Annotated in this window: 20 protein-coding genes; 4 read left to right on the top strand and 16 right to left on the bottom strand. The window is 39.2% G+C overall.

Features of this window, described 5'->3' with window-relative positions; all coding sequences use genetic code 11:
• Positions 1 to 18: 18 nt before the first annotated feature.
• The 11 genes from IGJ12_RS05435 to IGJ12_RS05385 all read right to left on the bottom strand — a co-directional run bounded on the left by IGJ12_RS05435 (position 19) and on the right by IGJ12_RS05385 (position 6,060).
• Positions 19 to 228, bottom strand: a complete 210-nt coding sequence (locus IGJ12_RS05435; protein WP_430619441.1) for a hypothetical protein — start codon at positions 226 to 228, stop codon at positions 19 to 21.
• Positions 225 to 686: a DUF1064 domain-containing protein gene (locus IGJ12_RS05430; RefSeq protein ID WP_430619440.1), complete on the bottom strand. Its 462-nt coding sequence runs from the start codon at positions 684 to 686 to the stop codon at positions 225 to 227. Before IGJ12_RS05430 ends, IGJ12_RS05435 begins: the two co-directional genes overlap by 4 nt.
• A gap of 3 nt (positions 687 to 689) precedes the next feature.
• Positions 690 to 1,529, bottom strand: a complete 840-nt coding sequence (locus IGJ12_RS05425; RefSeq protein WP_430619439.1) for an ATP-binding protein — start codon at positions 1,527 to 1,529, stop codon at positions 690 to 692.
• 13 nt (positions 1,530 to 1,542) lie between these two features.
• Entirely contained in the window at positions 1,543 to 2,229 is a 687-nt protein-coding gene (locus IGJ12_RS05420; protein WP_430619438.1) for a hypothetical protein, read from the bottom strand.
• Between the two features lie 119 nt (positions 2,230 to 2,348).
• Complete coding sequence (locus tag IGJ12_RS05415; RefSeq protein WP_430619584.1) at positions 2,349 to 3,179, bottom strand: PD-(D/E)XK nuclease-like domain-containing protein; 831 nt, start codon at positions 3,177 to 3,179, stop codon at positions 2,349 to 2,351.
• Complete coding sequence (locus IGJ12_RS05410) at positions 3,142 to 4,158, bottom strand: recombinase RecT (protein ID WP_218212723.1); 1,017 nt, start codon at positions 4,156 to 4,158, stop codon at positions 3,142 to 3,144. The genes IGJ12_RS05415 and IGJ12_RS05410 overlap by 38 nt, the downstream gene beginning before the upstream one ends.
• A gap of 2 nt (positions 4,159 to 4,160) precedes the next feature.
• Positions 4,161 to 4,355, bottom strand: a complete 195-nt coding sequence (locus IGJ12_RS05405; protein WP_218212724.1) for a hypothetical protein — start codon at positions 4,353 to 4,355, stop codon at positions 4,161 to 4,163.
• Positions 4,348 to 4,704 carry a hypothetical protein gene (locus tag IGJ12_RS05400; RefSeq protein ID WP_010749249.1) on the bottom strand — a complete coding sequence of 119 codons (357 nt, stop codon included), beginning with the start codon at positions 4,702 to 4,704 and terminating at the stop codon, positions 4,348 to 4,350. Before IGJ12_RS05400 ends, IGJ12_RS05405 begins: the two co-directional genes overlap by 8 nt.
• 11 nt (positions 4,705 to 4,715) lie before the next feature.
• Positions 4,716 to 4,940 (bottom strand): hypothetical protein, encoded by a 225-nt coding sequence (locus IGJ12_RS05395; protein ID WP_060792329.1) that lies wholly within the window; start codon positions 4,938 to 4,940, stop codon positions 4,716 to 4,718.
• Between the two features lie 614 nt (positions 4,941 to 5,554).
• Positions 5,555 to 5,857 (bottom strand): hypothetical protein, encoded by a 303-nt coding sequence (locus IGJ12_RS05390; RefSeq protein WP_218212726.1) that lies wholly within the window; start codon positions 5,855 to 5,857, stop codon positions 5,555 to 5,557.
• 11 nt (positions 5,858 to 5,868) lie between these two features.
• A complete protein-coding gene (locus IGJ12_RS05385; protein WP_218212727.1) occupies positions 5,869 to 6,060 on the bottom strand; it encodes a hypothetical protein in 192 nt (63 codons plus the stop codon).
• A 292-nt stretch (positions 6,061 to 6,352) separates the two neighbouring features.
• Here IGJ12_RS05385 and IGJ12_RS05380 point away from each other — a divergent pair, with 292 nt between their 5' ends.
• From IGJ12_RS05380 to IGJ12_RS05365, 4 genes are all read left to right on the top strand, one after another.
• Positions 6,353 to 6,664: a helix-turn-helix domain-containing protein gene (locus IGJ12_RS05380; RefSeq protein ID WP_218212728.1), complete on the top strand. Its 312-nt coding sequence runs from the start codon at positions 6,353 to 6,355 to the stop codon at positions 6,662 to 6,664.
• 38 nt (positions 6,665 to 6,702) lie between these two features.
• On the top strand, positions 6,703 to 7,086 hold the full coding sequence (locus IGJ12_RS05375; RefSeq protein WP_255321219.1) for an ImmA/IrrE family metallo-endopeptidase: 384 nt from the start codon (positions 6,703 to 6,705) through the stop codon (positions 7,084 to 7,086).
• Positions 7,087 to 7,178: 92 nt separating this feature from the next.
• Complete coding sequence (locus tag IGJ12_RS05370; protein WP_194188125.1) at positions 7,179 to 7,775, top strand: DUF4352 domain-containing protein; 597 nt, start codon at positions 7,179 to 7,181, stop codon at positions 7,773 to 7,775.
• A gap of 101 nt (positions 7,776 to 7,876) precedes the next feature.
• Complete coding sequence (locus IGJ12_RS05365; protein ID WP_010749238.1) at positions 7,877 to 9,022, top strand: tyrosine-type recombinase/integrase; 1,146 nt, start codon at positions 7,877 to 7,879, stop codon at positions 9,020 to 9,022.
• 94 nt (positions 9,023 to 9,116) lie between these two features.
• Here the strand turns inward: IGJ12_RS05365 and IGJ12_RS05360 are convergent, their stop codons facing one another.
• The 5 genes from IGJ12_RS05360 to IGJ12_RS05340 all read right to left on the bottom strand — a co-directional run bounded on the left by IGJ12_RS05360 (position 9,117) and on the right by IGJ12_RS05340 (position 13,931).
• Positions 9,117 to 9,392, bottom strand: coding sequence for an HU family DNA-binding protein (locus IGJ12_RS05360; RefSeq protein WP_003126821.1), 276 nt, complete (start codon positions 9,390 to 9,392; stop codon positions 9,117 to 9,119).
• A 234-nt stretch (positions 9,393 to 9,626) separates the two neighbouring features.
• Positions 9,627 to 10,937 (bottom strand): ribosome biogenesis GTPase Der, encoded by a 1,311-nt coding sequence (gene der / locus IGJ12_RS05355; protein WP_005237082.1) that lies wholly within the window; start codon positions 10,935 to 10,937, stop codon positions 9,627 to 9,629.
• Between the two features lie 163 nt (positions 10,938 to 11,100).
• On the bottom strand, positions 11,101 to 12,315 hold the full coding sequence (rpsA, locus tag IGJ12_RS05350; protein WP_005229333.1) for a 30S ribosomal protein S1: 1,215 nt from the start codon (positions 12,313 to 12,315) through the stop codon (positions 11,101 to 11,103).
• A gap of 212 nt (positions 12,316 to 12,527) precedes the next feature.
• Positions 12,528 to 13,199: a (d)CMP kinase gene (gene cmk / locus IGJ12_RS05345; RefSeq protein WP_005237085.1), complete on the bottom strand. Its 672-nt coding sequence runs from the start codon at positions 13,197 to 13,199 to the stop codon at positions 12,528 to 12,530.
• Between the two features lie 105 nt (positions 13,200 to 13,304).
• Complete coding sequence (locus IGJ12_RS05340; RefSeq protein WP_005237087.1) at positions 13,305 to 13,931, bottom strand: SAG1386/EF1546 family surface-associated protein; 627 nt, start codon at positions 13,929 to 13,931, stop codon at positions 13,305 to 13,307.

Raw genomic sequence — 13,931 nt, 5'->3', positions numbered from 1 at the left:
TTCCTCCAAACTACATTTTTACAAAAGATTTTTTCTTGATCGAATTGCAACTAGCTTTGATTGTTTCTTACTGCTGCGTTCGTTTGCCGGTCGTGTTCGCCACATCTGTTCTAGCTTCCGAGCAAGTGTTATTGCTTTCGATTCTGTACAGGTTTGGCTGATTTGATATTTCACATCGCCGTTTACGTCCAAAAATTGAACATTCCATTCTTTAGACCTCTCCATCATTTGGTTCCCTCCAATTTTCTCTTGCGGCGATCGCTTGCTCTTTTGCGCTGCTGACGAGCTGATTCAAAGCAACTCATTTCCTCGAATCTATTGGTTTTAGAATTGAACTTTGCGAATGTCACTGGGAACCCGTATCGGTTAGCAAACATCTTCATTTTCAACATCGAGATTGCATCTTGATACCCTTTGACATCAACTACTTTAACCAGCTTGCCTTCTTCATAAATGACGAAATCAGCTCGATAATGTATTGGAGCTACCTTCAAACCATCACTATAAAATCCCTCTTGCAAGATCATATTTTTTTGCATTTCGCAAAAATTATCAGATATTGGCAGAAAGCTCATCCCTTTTTGTTTCAAAATTTTGTAGTATCTGGCTTCGGCTTTTGAATCAAAGAGAATGCCGTCTACTTCATGTTTAGTATTTCCGTACTTACTTCTATTTTTTGTAACCAATAGCTACACCGCCCTTAATCGTTTATCTGCTGTAGTTACGAACTTAAATGCGAATCCTTTTGAATTTTTAAATAATCGAGATACTATTCTTTCTCCATATGCGTTCTTCATTTCTTTTCCAGTCAAATTTGTAGTTAAAATGATCGCCTGATTTTGACGAGCTTCTAAAATCGAGTTCAATGTGTCATTATTGAAATTCGTGCTACTGCTATAAGTAGTTCCTCCTAGCTCTGACCCCAAATCATCGATCACTACAAGATCAGCTGTCTTGATATCTTTCATTAGTGAACCTTGAATTTCCTTTCTCAATTGCTCGTCATTGAATGAATACTTGATTTGCTCCAACAATTCACGATAGCTAATAAACAGACATTTTTTGTCATAATCTGACTGTTTAATAATTTCCCAAGTGGCAGCCATGGCTAGATGACTTTTACCGCTACCTGACTTTCCATTCAAAGCAAGATGTTTGGGTTCACCACTCAGTACAGCTTCCACAAAACTTTTTGTGATATTAACAGCAGTCTCTGTTTCCACATCAATAATTTTGTAATTATCAAAAGAACAGTCAAACAAAGATTTGTCGGTAATCACTGACCCAAATTTAAAGAAATTGAGTGTTTTGTTTTTTAGGCTTTCGTTGTAGATGCGTTCCGTTTGAATATCTTCTTTGCGTTTAAGATCATAAAATCCGCATTTCATACACGTAGGCGCACACCGTTCCGAACCATCTTTATTTTTTGCACGATAGCCATACAAGTTACCGCCGCACTCTGGACATTCGCCCCTTACAATGAGTACTTTTTCTATCAGAATCTGCATACCTTTGGCTATGCTTTCCATTTTTCACCTCAATCTATATAGGCAGATCATCATACTCATCTGAACCTGTATTTTGTAGTTTGTTATTTCCGCTTGTTGTTCTAGGCTTGTCTTTTTGAGCATTCATCTTGTCAAAATGCTTTCGTAGACTTGAAGGTGACAAAACAACCGTGCTCCAAAATTCATGTTGAGAAGCCCACACAATCATTTCTTGAACTTCTTTACCTGATCGTTTATCTGATTCGATTGTTAGGCGAATTGTATTCGCCCAATCATCCAAGTTCGGTTCTTTGATGTCTTGATTCTTTTTGATTAGTTTGAAAAGAGTTTTTGCAAGAATTTTATTAGGGTCGTCGTCTGCGTAAACGCGCTTTTTGCGTTTCCCTGACGTAATACCTTTATTGTTATCATTGTTAATCATTGTTTTATCATTGTTGTTTGTGCTTTTCTGTGGCTTTTCAGTGTCACTTGAGTGGCTTTTTTTATTATCTTGATTCTGATAAATGTCATAATTAACAATGGTTATAACCGTCTTTTTACTGTCACTTTTTCTAACTAACATTCCATCTTTTTCCAACAAGGTTAAAAAGTCAGTAACTTTTGTTCTAGACCATCGCCATCTTTCAGATAGTTGACGTATTGAAGTGATTTTCTGGCCACGTTCAACTTCAACTAATTTGCCATCAAACACAAACTTGTTTTGTTTATGATTGGCATCCATGACTAGGTCTAACCACGCTTTAGTATTTAGAAAATACTCGTTTCTCTTGATAAAGCCAGTGATCTCTTATACTGCGGTGGATAGCAACCCAACCTTTGTCTGCCATTTAAATCACCACCTTACAAGTCGTTCATACTTGTAAATCCGGTTATTCGTTGATTTGCCCGGCAATACTCACAAGTTCCACAAGCTTCTGGTTTTTCTTCACCCATTTTTATCCGTTGAATACGATCGATGTTGTCTCTTAAGTTGATTAACTCGAATGACATTTTGTCCTCGTCCAGCGTGATTAACTTCGCTTCGCTAGGTGTCTGTTTAGAAACTGCAGCGATTATAGGAACAAAATCTTTTCCGTATTGCTGTTTGAGTAATTCGCAGTAAACAGCCATCTGTAAGACGTAACCAAAATTCTCAATGAAGGTGCATCGTTGACCGTAAATCTCATTCCATTTTCTTTCATGAATATCTTTACTTGTTTTGATATCTACGAAATAGTCATCTTCGAAATTTAAGCAATCAATTTTTCCCTTCCACTCGACACCAAATAGTTCCCCAGTTACGATCACTTCTTTTTCGCCTTGGTATAAATTCAGGAACGCATCTTCGACAATCAATCGGTCGATCATCTGTTCAGCGATCTTGAAATCTTTCAAAAGTCCATAAGGTTTTCTAGAAGAAAACATCCTGTTTTTATTTTCTTCCTTGAATTTTTCATGAACCGTTAGGTCCTCAAAATAAGAATGGACGTAGTTTCCAACTAATAAAGCAATTGGATCAGATAATGGCTGCCAGTCACCTTTTAGTTTGGCTAAAGCAGCCGCAGGACATTTGAGAAAGTTTTTGTATTGAGATACCGACATGTATTGCCAGTCCACTTCATTGCCGTAGTAATTATCATCAGTGAGTTTGATTTTAGAACGGGTAATCTTCTTCTGGGAGGAATCCTTCATCATTGGCACCTTCCTCTCTGTCAAAGTTAGGAATGATACCAAGATCTCCTTGAACAGGTTCTGCTTCTTCGGCTATTTTTTCTAATGATTTAAGATCAACTGGTTGTTCTTCCGACTCCTGATCAACAGCTTCTTTCGGTTTCATCAAGTCTTCGATTGGTGCTGATTCTTCAATCGGCTCTGCTTGCTTAATGCCCATTTTCTGTTGTAATTTATTTTCGATTGCTTGAACCTTAACTGGTTCTGCAGGTTTAATTTGGCGATCATCAAATTCATTTTCAAGTGTATCTTTTGCAGCCTGAACGAATAAATCATTGTCATTGCTCGTGTTGATTAAAGCTTTAGCTGCTCGGTTGATCACCGTACGCTTTGCCATTTCTTCCGGAAATTCTTTTTGAGGTCCAGATCCCTTCATTTTTGACTTAGCCCAACTCTGATCAATTTGTTTCTTGGTCATGACTGTTGTAGTCTCTTTGCCATTAGCAAGTTTGATCACTACATAAGCAGCAACAATTTCATTATCCAGATTTTCAAAACTGGTATCGTGTTTAGTGACTACCATGTTTGGTCCATCCATACCCACTTGAAAATCATCGCCTTTTCGTACGACTACAGGAGTGATGTCAGCACCGCCTGTCACTCGATCAAGAACTGCCATGGTGCCAAAATATGAACGCATAAGCTGTACTTTGTTTCCATACTTGATGAAGTAGCATTGTTTCTTCGCAGGTGATAATCCTTGAATAACCATATCCAACAGGGCATTAGAAATCGATGTCTTCGTTTCTTGGTTGTTAGCAGCCGCTTGAAGCAAGTTGCCGGCTGTATTATTTGTAAGTTCAAAGAAAGCACTCTTCAGCGCATTCTGGGGGCTGTAATTTGGGGGCATTTCTAACCCTTGATCTTTTAACCGATCTAAATTGCCAATTACTTGCTCGTCTAATGAACGCTGCGTTGTTTGAGTTAAATCATTTGCCATTTTTAAATTCCTCCAATATTTATTTTTCTGTAATTTTCGTTTGCGTAGTCGATAATCTGATCTTCATGAACTAATCCCAAGTCAGTTGTGTAGACGATATCGCCTTTAAAAAGTGGTTCGCCTTTCCAATCAACAGCGATCGGTTTTGGTTCAATTTCAGGTTGTTGCCTAGCGCCTAATGAATCAAAATCATTCATGGCGATCACCAGCGTAAAAGATCATTTTTCGCAATTCTGATTTCAAATCCTCAATTCGCTTTTCACAGGATTCCGTAATCAAATCCCTGATTTGACCTTGAATATCTTTGATTCCTAAATCTTGTTCAATATAAACTCGATGGCATCTATACTTGGCATCTTCTTTAAAATAGCCACTGCCCATGAAGTGAGTAGAAATGCCTATTTCGATGTCATTCATTAACTCATTACTGACAGGATGCAACGCAGGTGTTTTTAGACTTACTAGCAAATCTTCCGCCTCGTTGATTTGATCAATAATGTGTTCCATTTTTCTTATTTGTTTTCTCGCTCCTTCTACCACTCCCACTGCAATCCCTCCTAGAATTCCCAAAACAATTTGTAACGTCCGTCTTGTTCTACCAGATTGTCCACACCTTCATTCTGAAGTTGAGACAAGAATCCTGGCGTTAATCCTTTACTAGCGATCGTAATGCTTGTGCGCCCTTGACTAGCGGCAGTCATGATGCTATCGATTACTCGCTCTTGAGCGTTCCCAAGCATTGCTGTATAGATGTCATCGTTAAGTCCAGTAATAGTAATCATTTGAAAATTTCTCCTCTCGTGCTACAATGTAGCCAGATATGTTTCGTATGCGACTCTATGCTTGCCGGCGGAGTCGCTATTTTTTTGCATATAATTTCTTAATCTCCTTGAGACGTCTGCCGCATTTCGTGCAGTAGGGACCTTTCCACGGCTCACATTTTTTCAATTCTGTAGCGTTGATGAGTTTCATCCTATTGCAGCTCTTGCATTGGAACTGATGAAGCTTTTCTTCTATCAGCATTTTGTACTCCCCTCCTTAACCGTCTTCTATAAGCAATCTCGTCATACTTGATCAACCACCACATGATCGACACTGGTAATGATACAACCGCCCAATCTGGCAACTGACGGTGATTTCCGAACCAAACGCCTAAGAAAAATATAGTGATGATGAATGCTGATCTTCGTAAACCTTTCATAAAATCACCTCAATTCTATTTGCCGATTAAGCCGATTCTGATAAATCAACTCTTGATAACTCCTCAATTCCCGAATCGACAAATCTCGTTGTGTTTCAGTCAGTGGTACTTTCCGATCATTAAGTTGATCGTGTAAGGTTCTCATCTTTTCTTTGATGAGACCATGGATCATAAGTTCTTGTTTTAAGGTGTAGTTCATGCTGTAACACCGCCAAGCACCTCGTGTGGAGATAATTTATTGGTTAGATACTTGTTAGTATCTTTCCACTTTAAGAACCATAAAAATGTTTGGTAATGAATGAATGTGGTCGATGGCCCCGGGCGAAGCAAGCCTTCTGCGAATTCAGGTATTTCGTCCATCTCCTTGCAGTATTGCAACAAAGTCGATTTTGACATCCCATGAAATCTTTCTAGGATAAGTCCTTGCCGATACCAATCATCTGGATTTACTTCTTTTTCAGCAGATATAATCAATTCTTTTAATGTCGGCTTTTTCAATTTAATCGCTCCTATCTGATTCGATAATCGGCAATGATTCTGAGAATCAATTGGTTGCCTTTAACATTTTCTAGTTTTCCGGTCAAATAAGAATGCATATCTTGCCTTTTTACTCCATATGCGACAGCTAGATCGGACATAGAAATATTATTTTCTTCAATGTATTCCAACACTTTTTGCCTTCCCGTTGCTATACTCGGCATATAATTACCTCCCTTTCTTACACGTTTAGTAAGATAATCGGCAAGAAATTTACAATAACCTATTGACATTTCTATAGAAAACTATAAAATGAAAACATAGTTAAATAAGCTTACAAAAACCCTTTTATTTCGATTACGTCGCCAAACGTTGGAATTATTAGGTTAGATTTCTGTATCTTTTTTTCTTGCCATTTATCTTACGAGGTCTATATTATAGCAAACTATAAATAATGTCAACACTTTTCTATAGTTAACTATAATTTTATTCCTCAAACAAAGGAGACCCATTGATATGACTGTGTTTGATAGAATTAAATATCTTGCTGATAAAAGAGGTGTTAGTGTTTCTAAGGTCGCTACTGATCTTGGTTTTAGCGAAAATCTTTTTTACCAATGGAAAACTGCTAGCCCTAAATCAGATAGATTAGAAGCAGTAGCAGATTACTTCAATGTTAGCGTTGACTATCTTTTAGGACGCGAGGAGCAAACCTCTCTTGCTGAAAAATATGGAGTCTTCGCATTCGACGGAGAACCAGTAACAGATGAAGAAGTAGAGTTCTTGAAATCAGTTCTAGCTGCAAAAAGAGCTGCAGAGAAAAAGTAAAGCGATGTGATGTGTATATGTGCGAGGTTAATCATCATTTGCTAAAAATAGTAAATGATATGGGTTTGGATCTGATCTTTACGGATATGGATCGAAGCGGTATTTATTTTGCGGATGAAAAAGTGATTTTTTTAAGTGATAAATTACTTGAGAATAATTCAGATTTTGAAATATCCCACGAACTAGGTCATTGCATTAAAAAGCATGAAGAACTTTCTGCTTATTACAACGCAACAGATTACAGCAGGCGTAAATTAGAATTTGAAGCAAATCGGATTGCTATAGAAATACTTTTATTTATTTGGTCAAATGATTACGACTTTGACAAAGAGCAATTGAATGCGGTTAAATTTATGGAGTATTACAACATACCATGGAACCTTGAAAGTTGCGTTCGAGAAAGCATGCTAAACTATGGATAAAAAAATACCCCTACCGAAGTTACAGCTTCGATAAGGGAAACTCATTTCTGAGTGATTACAAAATTATTATATCAAAGAAATGAGGAAAAGAAATGAAAAAAGTAGTTTACGGGTTGCTGTTTAGTGTGTTATTTCTTTCTGGGTGCAGTGGTCAAGGTGGTGACGCAGGAGGATCCAACGATTCAGATTTACAGGATACAGTGAATAGTTTAACAACCGAGAATTCAAAACTGAAATCAGAAAACAGTGAGCTATCTGAACGAATAGCAAATTTTGAGAATTTATTCGAAGGCACATCTGCTACCCAAGAAGATGGCAGCTCATCATCATCGACGAGTTCATTTAAATATGGAGAACCTGCTGACTTTACAACTAATGAAAGGATTACTGTTACGGAAGTAAAAGCAGACGATTCAGTATCTTTAAACGATCCTAAAGAAGGTGAGCATCCTGTTGTTGTAACAGCTATAGTAGAAAATACTTCGAACGAACCAATAGACTTTAATGCGCAAACATTCGATCTTTACGATGGAAACTCAGAATTAGCGACTTTCGATGCTTCGACATATTCAAATAATATTCCTAATTCTATTGCAGGTGGTAAAAAAGCAACAGTGGTTATGCATTTTTCTTCCAAAGGGAATGCACCATATTCCGTTACTTACGGTCCTGCTACATGGGATGAATAAATAAAAAAACACGCTCTTCAATCTTGGCGGACAGAGAGCGTGATAACAGAAAATAACCAATAGGTTACGCCTATTGTATCAGAAAATAGGAGTTGTTAAAAGTGTGGATTGAGAAACTAGCGGATGGAAAATTCAAGTATGTAGAAAGATATAAGGATCCGTACTCTGAGAAGACCAAAAAGAAAAGTGTTATACTCACAAGCGATTCTGCTCAAGCCTCTAACAAGGCACGTAAGCTATTAGAAATAAAGATTAACGAAGCGATTAATGAGAAGAAAAAAGAGCGGATCATGTTTCATGATGCGATTGATCAATGGTACGAAGGGCATAAAAAGCCGCTTAGAAATAGTTCCAAAATGGCGTATAACGCAACAATAAAATCAGTTAAGGGTATGATTAGTGCCGATGTTTGGGCAGACAATATTGACGCTCCACTTCTTCAGACTGCATTCAACAAACTTGATTACTCGGATGAGTACCTAAGTACAATAAAATCTATATTCAACATGGTATTTGAATACGCTCGTAGAATGGGCTACGTGGATTTTAATCCAATGGCTGACGTTATTATCAAGAAAAGACCAAAAACCCGTGAGGACTTCAAGAAACTCGAAAACAAGTACTTAGAACGTGAAGAAGCTGAGAAATTAATTGAGGAACTTTATCGCAGGCCATCAACTTATCGTTTGGCTAGACTGGCAGAATTTATGTTCTTAACTGGTATGCGTGTTGGTGAGGCTACAGCAATGCAGCCAAATGATTTTGACTTAGTTAATCGTCAAGCTCATGTAAATGGATCAATAGACCGAACTGAAGGCTATCGCAAAGGTATTAAAGGACCCGTTAAAACAAACGCATCTTATAGAACGATTGATATTACAAAAAGGACAATTGATCTCGTTCAACGAACCATTGATGAGGTGAATTTGGATGCTATTGAGAATCCTAAATTTGAAAAATTGAACTATCTGTTTGTAACCAAAAATGGCGTTCCTGTTCAAATTAATTCTTTCAACCTCGGCCTGAAAAAAGCTGGAGCAAGAGTTGGACTTGAACATAAGAATTTATCATCCCACATTTTTCGTCACACCCATATTTCTTGGCTTGCCGAAAAAGGATATCCGTTAAAAGCGATTATGGATCGAGTTGGTCATGAGGATTCCAAGATTACAAATCAAATTTACACACACGTCACTAAAAACATGCGTGCCAATATCCTAGAAGATTTGGAAAAGGACGGACTTTAAACCACAAATTATTGCCCCTTTACTGCCCCTTCAAGCTATATGTATAAGACGAAACCCGTTAGAGCCTTAGAGCCCCAACGGGTTTTTAATGAAGTTATTTCACTGCGTCTTTAAGAGCTTTACCTGGTTTGAATGCAGGTACTTTGCTAGCAGGGATCTTGATTTCTTCACCAGTTTGTGGGTTGCGTCCTTTGCGTTCTGCACGAGAACGAACTTCAAAGTTACCAAAGCCGATCAATTGAACTTTTTCACCGTTAGCTAAAGCGTCTTGAATTGTTGAGAATACAGCGTCTACTGCTGCAGTTGCGTCTTTCTTAGTTAAGTCAGTAGCTGCTGCAACTTTTTCGATTAATTCTGCTTTATTTGCCATGGATGGTTTCACCTCCTGATATTTTTTTTGATGTCATGCATCAACAAAAATCTTGAGTGGTCCAAGGTTTTTGTCAAATATTGATTACCATCAATATTCTGATATAACGTTATCATAAGAACCTTGTAATATCAAGGATTTTAACGTTTTTAGGGGGTTTTTTTTTGGTTTTTTCCCATTTTTCTAGAAAAGGACAGATTTCTTTGTAAAAAGAAACAAAGTATGATAAAATCTCTATTTTCTTCTGCGTGGAATGATCCGAATCGGCGTTCCTTCAAAAGTGAATGCCTTGCGGATTTGATTTTCTAAGAAACGCGCATAAGAGAAATGCATCAGTTCTTCTTCGTTGACAAAAATAACAAAAGTTGGCGGTTTGACAGCCACTTGCGTCGCATAAAAAATCTTCAAACGTTTGCCTTTGTCTGTTGGTGTTGGGTTGATCGCCACCGCATCCATAATGACGTCATTCAACAACGCAGATGGAATACGCATGTTTTGATTCATGCTGACTTCTTCGATCAACTGCGGCAACTTATTCAAGCGCTGTTTCGTCACTGCGGAAACGAAAATGATTGGTGCATAATCCAAATATTGGAATTCATCTCTGATTTCTTCTTCAAAATCACGCATCGTATTCGTTTCTTTTTTCAATGTATCCCATTTATTGACAACGATAATGATTCCACGGCCTGCTTCATGGGCATAGCCAGCGATCCGTTTGTCTTGCTCGCGAATTCCTTCTTCGGCGTTCAAGACCATCAAGACGACGTCTGAACGTTCAATGGCCCGCATTGCTCGCATGACACTGTATTTTTCAGTAGATTCGTAGACCTTCCCTTTTTTACGCATGCCGGCGGTATCGATCATGGTAAATTCTTGACCGCTTTCGCTAGTAAAATGGGTATCGATCGCATCACGAGTCGTTCCTTCGATATCTGAAACAATTACTCGCTCTTCTCCAAGAATCGCATTGATCAAGGAGGATTTCCCGACGTTTGGTCGACCGATCAAACTAAACTTGATAATGGAATCGTCTTCTTCTTCCGCTTCATTGGTAAAGTGTTTGACTGCTTCATCTAGGACATCACCGATCCCTAATCCATGACTTCCTGAGATTGGGTATGGATCGCCCAGACCTAAACCATAAAATTCATAGATATCGTTGCGCATCTCGGGATTATCAACTTTGTTGACCGCTAAAATCACGGGTTTGTTGCTTTTGTATAACAAACGAGCCACAAGCTCGTCAGCATCTGTTACTCCTTCACGAGCACTCGTAATAAAAACAATGACATCTGCTTCATCGATGGCGATTTCTGCTTGATGCTTGATTTGATCCATAAACGGCTCATCACTTAAATCGATCCCACCAGTATCGATTACGCTAAACTCACGGCCTAGCCATTCACCAGTGGCATAAATACGATCTCTGGTCACTCCTGGAGTATCCTCAACGATCGAAATTCGTTCTCCAGCTATCCGGTTGAAAATGGTCGATTTCCCCACATTCGGACGTCCAACGATCGCTATTGTTGGATTTGACATTTTTTACCCTCCATTTAAAAAAGCAGTCCTTGTACGCTGCTTCTTGTATTCAATCTTACTTAGTTTACCTAAAGCCATGGAAAGTTGCAAGCTTTCTCGGCAAACAAAAAATCAGCTTATAACAAATTCAAACATCGAATCGTTATAAGCTGATGGCATACAATTACTCTTCGTCGCTGTCTTTTAAGGCATCGCCTAAGATATCACCCATGGTAAACCCAGTTGATTCTTCTGGCAATTGATAATCATCCTCTGAAACTTCTTGTGTTTCATTGGTATTTTCTGCTTTTTCTAATGCTTTGATACTTAATGCGATTCGGTGTTCTGAAGGGTTCACTTCGAGCACTTTCACTTGCACTTCATCGCCTTCTTGTAAGACTTCATGTGGTGTCGCAATGTGTTTATGGGAGATTTGTGAAATATGGATCAGCCCTTCAACACCTGGGAAGACTTCCACAAACGCACCGAAGCTTGTCAAACGTTTAACAGTCCCAGTTAAGACACTGCCAACAGCCGCTTGCTCTTCAATATTGGTCCAAGGTCCAGGCAATGTGTCTTTGATTGAAAGAGACACACGTTCTTTGTCTGCATCAACAGATAAGATACGGACGTTGACGGTATCTCCCACAGACAAAACGTCACTCGGTTTGCCAACATGCCCATGTGAAATTTCAGAGACATGGACAAGTCCATCGATGCCGCCTAGGTCCACGAAGGCACCAAAGTCAGTCAAACGAGCTACTTTTCCTTCTACTTCTTGTCCTTCATATAAATCAGCTAGTAAAGCTTCTTTTTGTTTTGCTTTTTCTGCTTCAACAACAGCTTTATGAGAAAGGATCAAGCGGTTTTCAGAAGGCTCGATCTCAACGATTTTAAAGGTCAATGTTTTCCCTTTGTAATCTTCAAAATCCGCAACAAAATGATCTTCGACCATTGATGCTGGAACAAACCCACGAACCCCTACGTCAACCACTAATCCGCCTTTAACGACGTTGGTGACTGGTGCTTCGATGATTTTTCCTTCTTGGAAATCTTTTTCGATATCTTCCCAAACTTTTTTCGCATCTAAGCGACGTTTAGAAAGGAGATAGCTGCCATTTTCTTTGTCTTTCCCAATTGCTGAAATCACAACTAATTCTAAGACATCCCCTACTTTGACTGCTTCGTTGATGTCTTCAACAGGTAAAGTCGATAATTCTTTTGCAGGAACAACGCCTTCGACACCGGCGCCTTCGATCCCTACGATCGCTTGTTTATCCTCAATGGCCAATACCTCGCCTTTAACGATATCTCCAACTTTTACTTCTTGGAAATTGTCTAAAGCGGCTTCCATTGATTCATTTCCACTCTCAACCTGATTATTTTCAAATTCTGTCATCTCTCATGTCCTCCTAACCAACAATTCTGCAATAATTGCACTACATCTTTTAGTTTAAAATAGAATGAAAAAAAAATAAAGCGATTTCTCTTATTTTCCTAAAAAACTACGGTTTTTTCGTTGAAAAAGTCTTTTCACGTCTGTTTTCTTGCTTGCTTTCATCTTTTTCGTAGGAAAAATAAAAAAACAATGGGGAACACCCATTGTTTTCGCTAGTCGATCTTTTCTTGGATCGTTTTTTTGATCGCTTCTACGACTTGCTCGATTGTTAAACCGGAGGTGTCAATTCGAACGGCATCTGTTGCTTGTTTCAAAGGGGAGACTTCCCGATGAGAATCCAAGTAATCTCTTTGCTGAATCTCTTCTTTTAAAGTTTCATAATCGGTACCGATCCCTTTTTGCTGATTTTCTTTGAAACGGCGCTGCGCCCGTTCTTCCACACTTGCTACCAGAAAAATCTTGACTTCTGCTTGTGGTAAAACCGCCGTACCAATATCGCGGCCATCCATCACGACACCGCCATCTTTAGCGATCATCTGCTGTTGTTGGACTAGTTTTTCGCGGATCGCAGGGTATGCCGATACCTTCGAAACTGCGTTGGTTACTTCTGGCTGACGGATCGCTTCTGTGACTTGCTCTCCTCCTGCAAAGACCTCTTGACCGTGTTCAGTCGGTTCAAAAGTGATGGGGTATTGATCGATCAAAGCAGCGATCGCCGCTTCATCCTCTAATGAACAGCCGCTTTTTAAGGCCAAATACGTGATGCTGCGGTACATGGCCCCGGTATCTGTATAAATAAACCCTAAATCATTGGCGATGATTTTTGCCACGGTACTTTTCCCAGATGACGCCGGACCATCAATAGCGATGTTGATTTTTTTCATTTTTCTTACTCCTCGTTTCCCAACGATGTGTATTCCTTCATCGTTTCTGCTTATCGTTCACCTTGGCTTCTTCCTACCAAGAAAAAAAACCGCCAAAGCGGTTTTTTATTTAATTCGTAATGTGTCGCCAGGGTATAGCATGTAGTTGTTTGGATCAATCCCATTTAATTGATATAGGGTTTCAACTGAGATGCCTGTACGGGCTGCCACTTGTTCAGGACCTTCACCTGCTTGCACCGTCGTGTATTCCTCGGTACCAGTCGCTCCTTGCCCTTGATTATTTTGCGTAGTGTCTTGCCCTGCATTGTTTTCCTGTTGAGCCGGCTCACTACTACTTGATGGCGTTGTTGAAGCTGGTGCAGAACTGCTACTGCTTGATGAAGAACTTGATTCACTTGTTGACGAACTCGTTTCACTTGTCGATTCAGCAGTTGATGATTCCGTTGTTGATGACTCAGTTGTCGAAGATTCTGTCGTACTTTCTACTGTACTGCTCGAACTTGCTGCGGTCGGGGCATCACTGTTATGATTCAACACCCAAATACCGGCACCAACCGGAATTGCCACGATCAAGAAAAGCAAAACTAAAACGATCGTCAAAAAGAGTGAATTCCCACGCTTTTGTTTTCTTTGTTGGGATCTTGATGCAGAATCATCGTATTCTGTATCATAGATTGGTTGTTCCCACGGTTCTTGATTTTCTGAATTGTAGTCATTGTCTTTCTTGCTCAC

Origin of the sequence: Enterococcus sp. DIV0802b (assembly GCF_050543535.1) — a bacterium.
Classification (GTDB): Bacteria; Bacillota; Bacilli; order Lactobacillales; family Enterococcaceae; genus Enterococcus_D; species Enterococcus_D entomosocium.
This window is presented reverse-complemented; position numbering and strand designations above follow the sequence as displayed.

What these genes read in the sequence shown, in the direction of transcription:
- IGJ12_RS05435 (WP_430619441.1), bottom strand. Translation starts at nt 228, where the DNA reads ATGATGGAGAGGTCTAAAGAATGGAATGTTCAATTTTTGGACGTAAAC.
- IGJ12_RS05425 (WP_430619439.1), bottom strand. Translation starts at nt 1,529, where the DNA reads ATGGAAAGCATAGCCAAAGGTATGCAGATTCTGATAGAAAAAGTACTC.
- IGJ12_RS05420 (WP_430619438.1), bottom strand. Translation starts at nt 2,229, where the DNA reads ATGGATGCCAATCATAAACAAAACAAGTTTGTGTTTGATGGCAAATTA.
- IGJ12_RS05415 (WP_430619584.1), bottom strand. Translation starts at nt 3,179, where the DNA reads ATGAAGGATTCCTCCCAGAAGAAGATTACCCGTTCTAAAATCAAACTC.
- IGJ12_RS05410 (WP_218212723.1), bottom strand. Translation starts at nt 4,158, where the DNA reads ATGGCAAATGATTTAACTCAAACAACGCAGCGTTCATTAGACGAGCAA.
- IGJ12_RS05405 (WP_218212724.1), bottom strand. Translation starts at nt 4,355, where the DNA reads ATGAATGATTTTGATTCATTAGGCGCTAGGCAACAACCTGAAATTGAA.
- IGJ12_RS05395 (WP_060792329.1), bottom strand. Translation starts at nt 4,940, where the DNA reads ATGATTACTATTACTGGACTTAACGATGACATCTATACAGCAATGCTT.
- IGJ12_RS05385 (WP_218212727.1), bottom strand. Translation starts at nt 6,060, where the DNA reads ATGCCGAGTATAGCAACGGGAAGGCAAAAAGTGTTGGAATACATTGAA.
- IGJ12_RS05380 (WP_218212728.1), top strand. Translation starts at nt 6,353, where the DNA reads ATGACTGTGTTTGATAGAATTAAATATCTTGCTGATAAAAGAGGTGTT.
- IGJ12_RS05370 (WP_194188125.1), top strand. Translation starts at nt 7,179, where the DNA reads ATGAAAAAAGTAGTTTACGGGTTGCTGTTTAGTGTGTTATTTCTTTCT.
- IGJ12_RS05360 (WP_003126821.1), bottom strand. Translation starts at nt 9,392, where the DNA reads ATGGCAAATAAAGCAGAATTAATCGAAAAAGTTGCAGCAGCTACTGAC.
- der (WP_005237082.1), bottom strand. Translation starts at nt 10,937, where the DNA reads ATGTCAAATCCAACAATAGCGATCGTTGGACGTCCGAATGTGGGGAAA.
- rpsA (WP_005229333.1), bottom strand. Translation starts at nt 12,315, where the DNA reads ATGACAGAATTTGAAAATAATCAGGTTGAGAGTGGAAATGAATCAATG.
- cmk (WP_005237085.1), bottom strand. Translation starts at nt 13,199, where the DNA reads ATGAAAAAAATCAACATCGCTATTGATGGTCCGGCGTCATCTGGGAAA.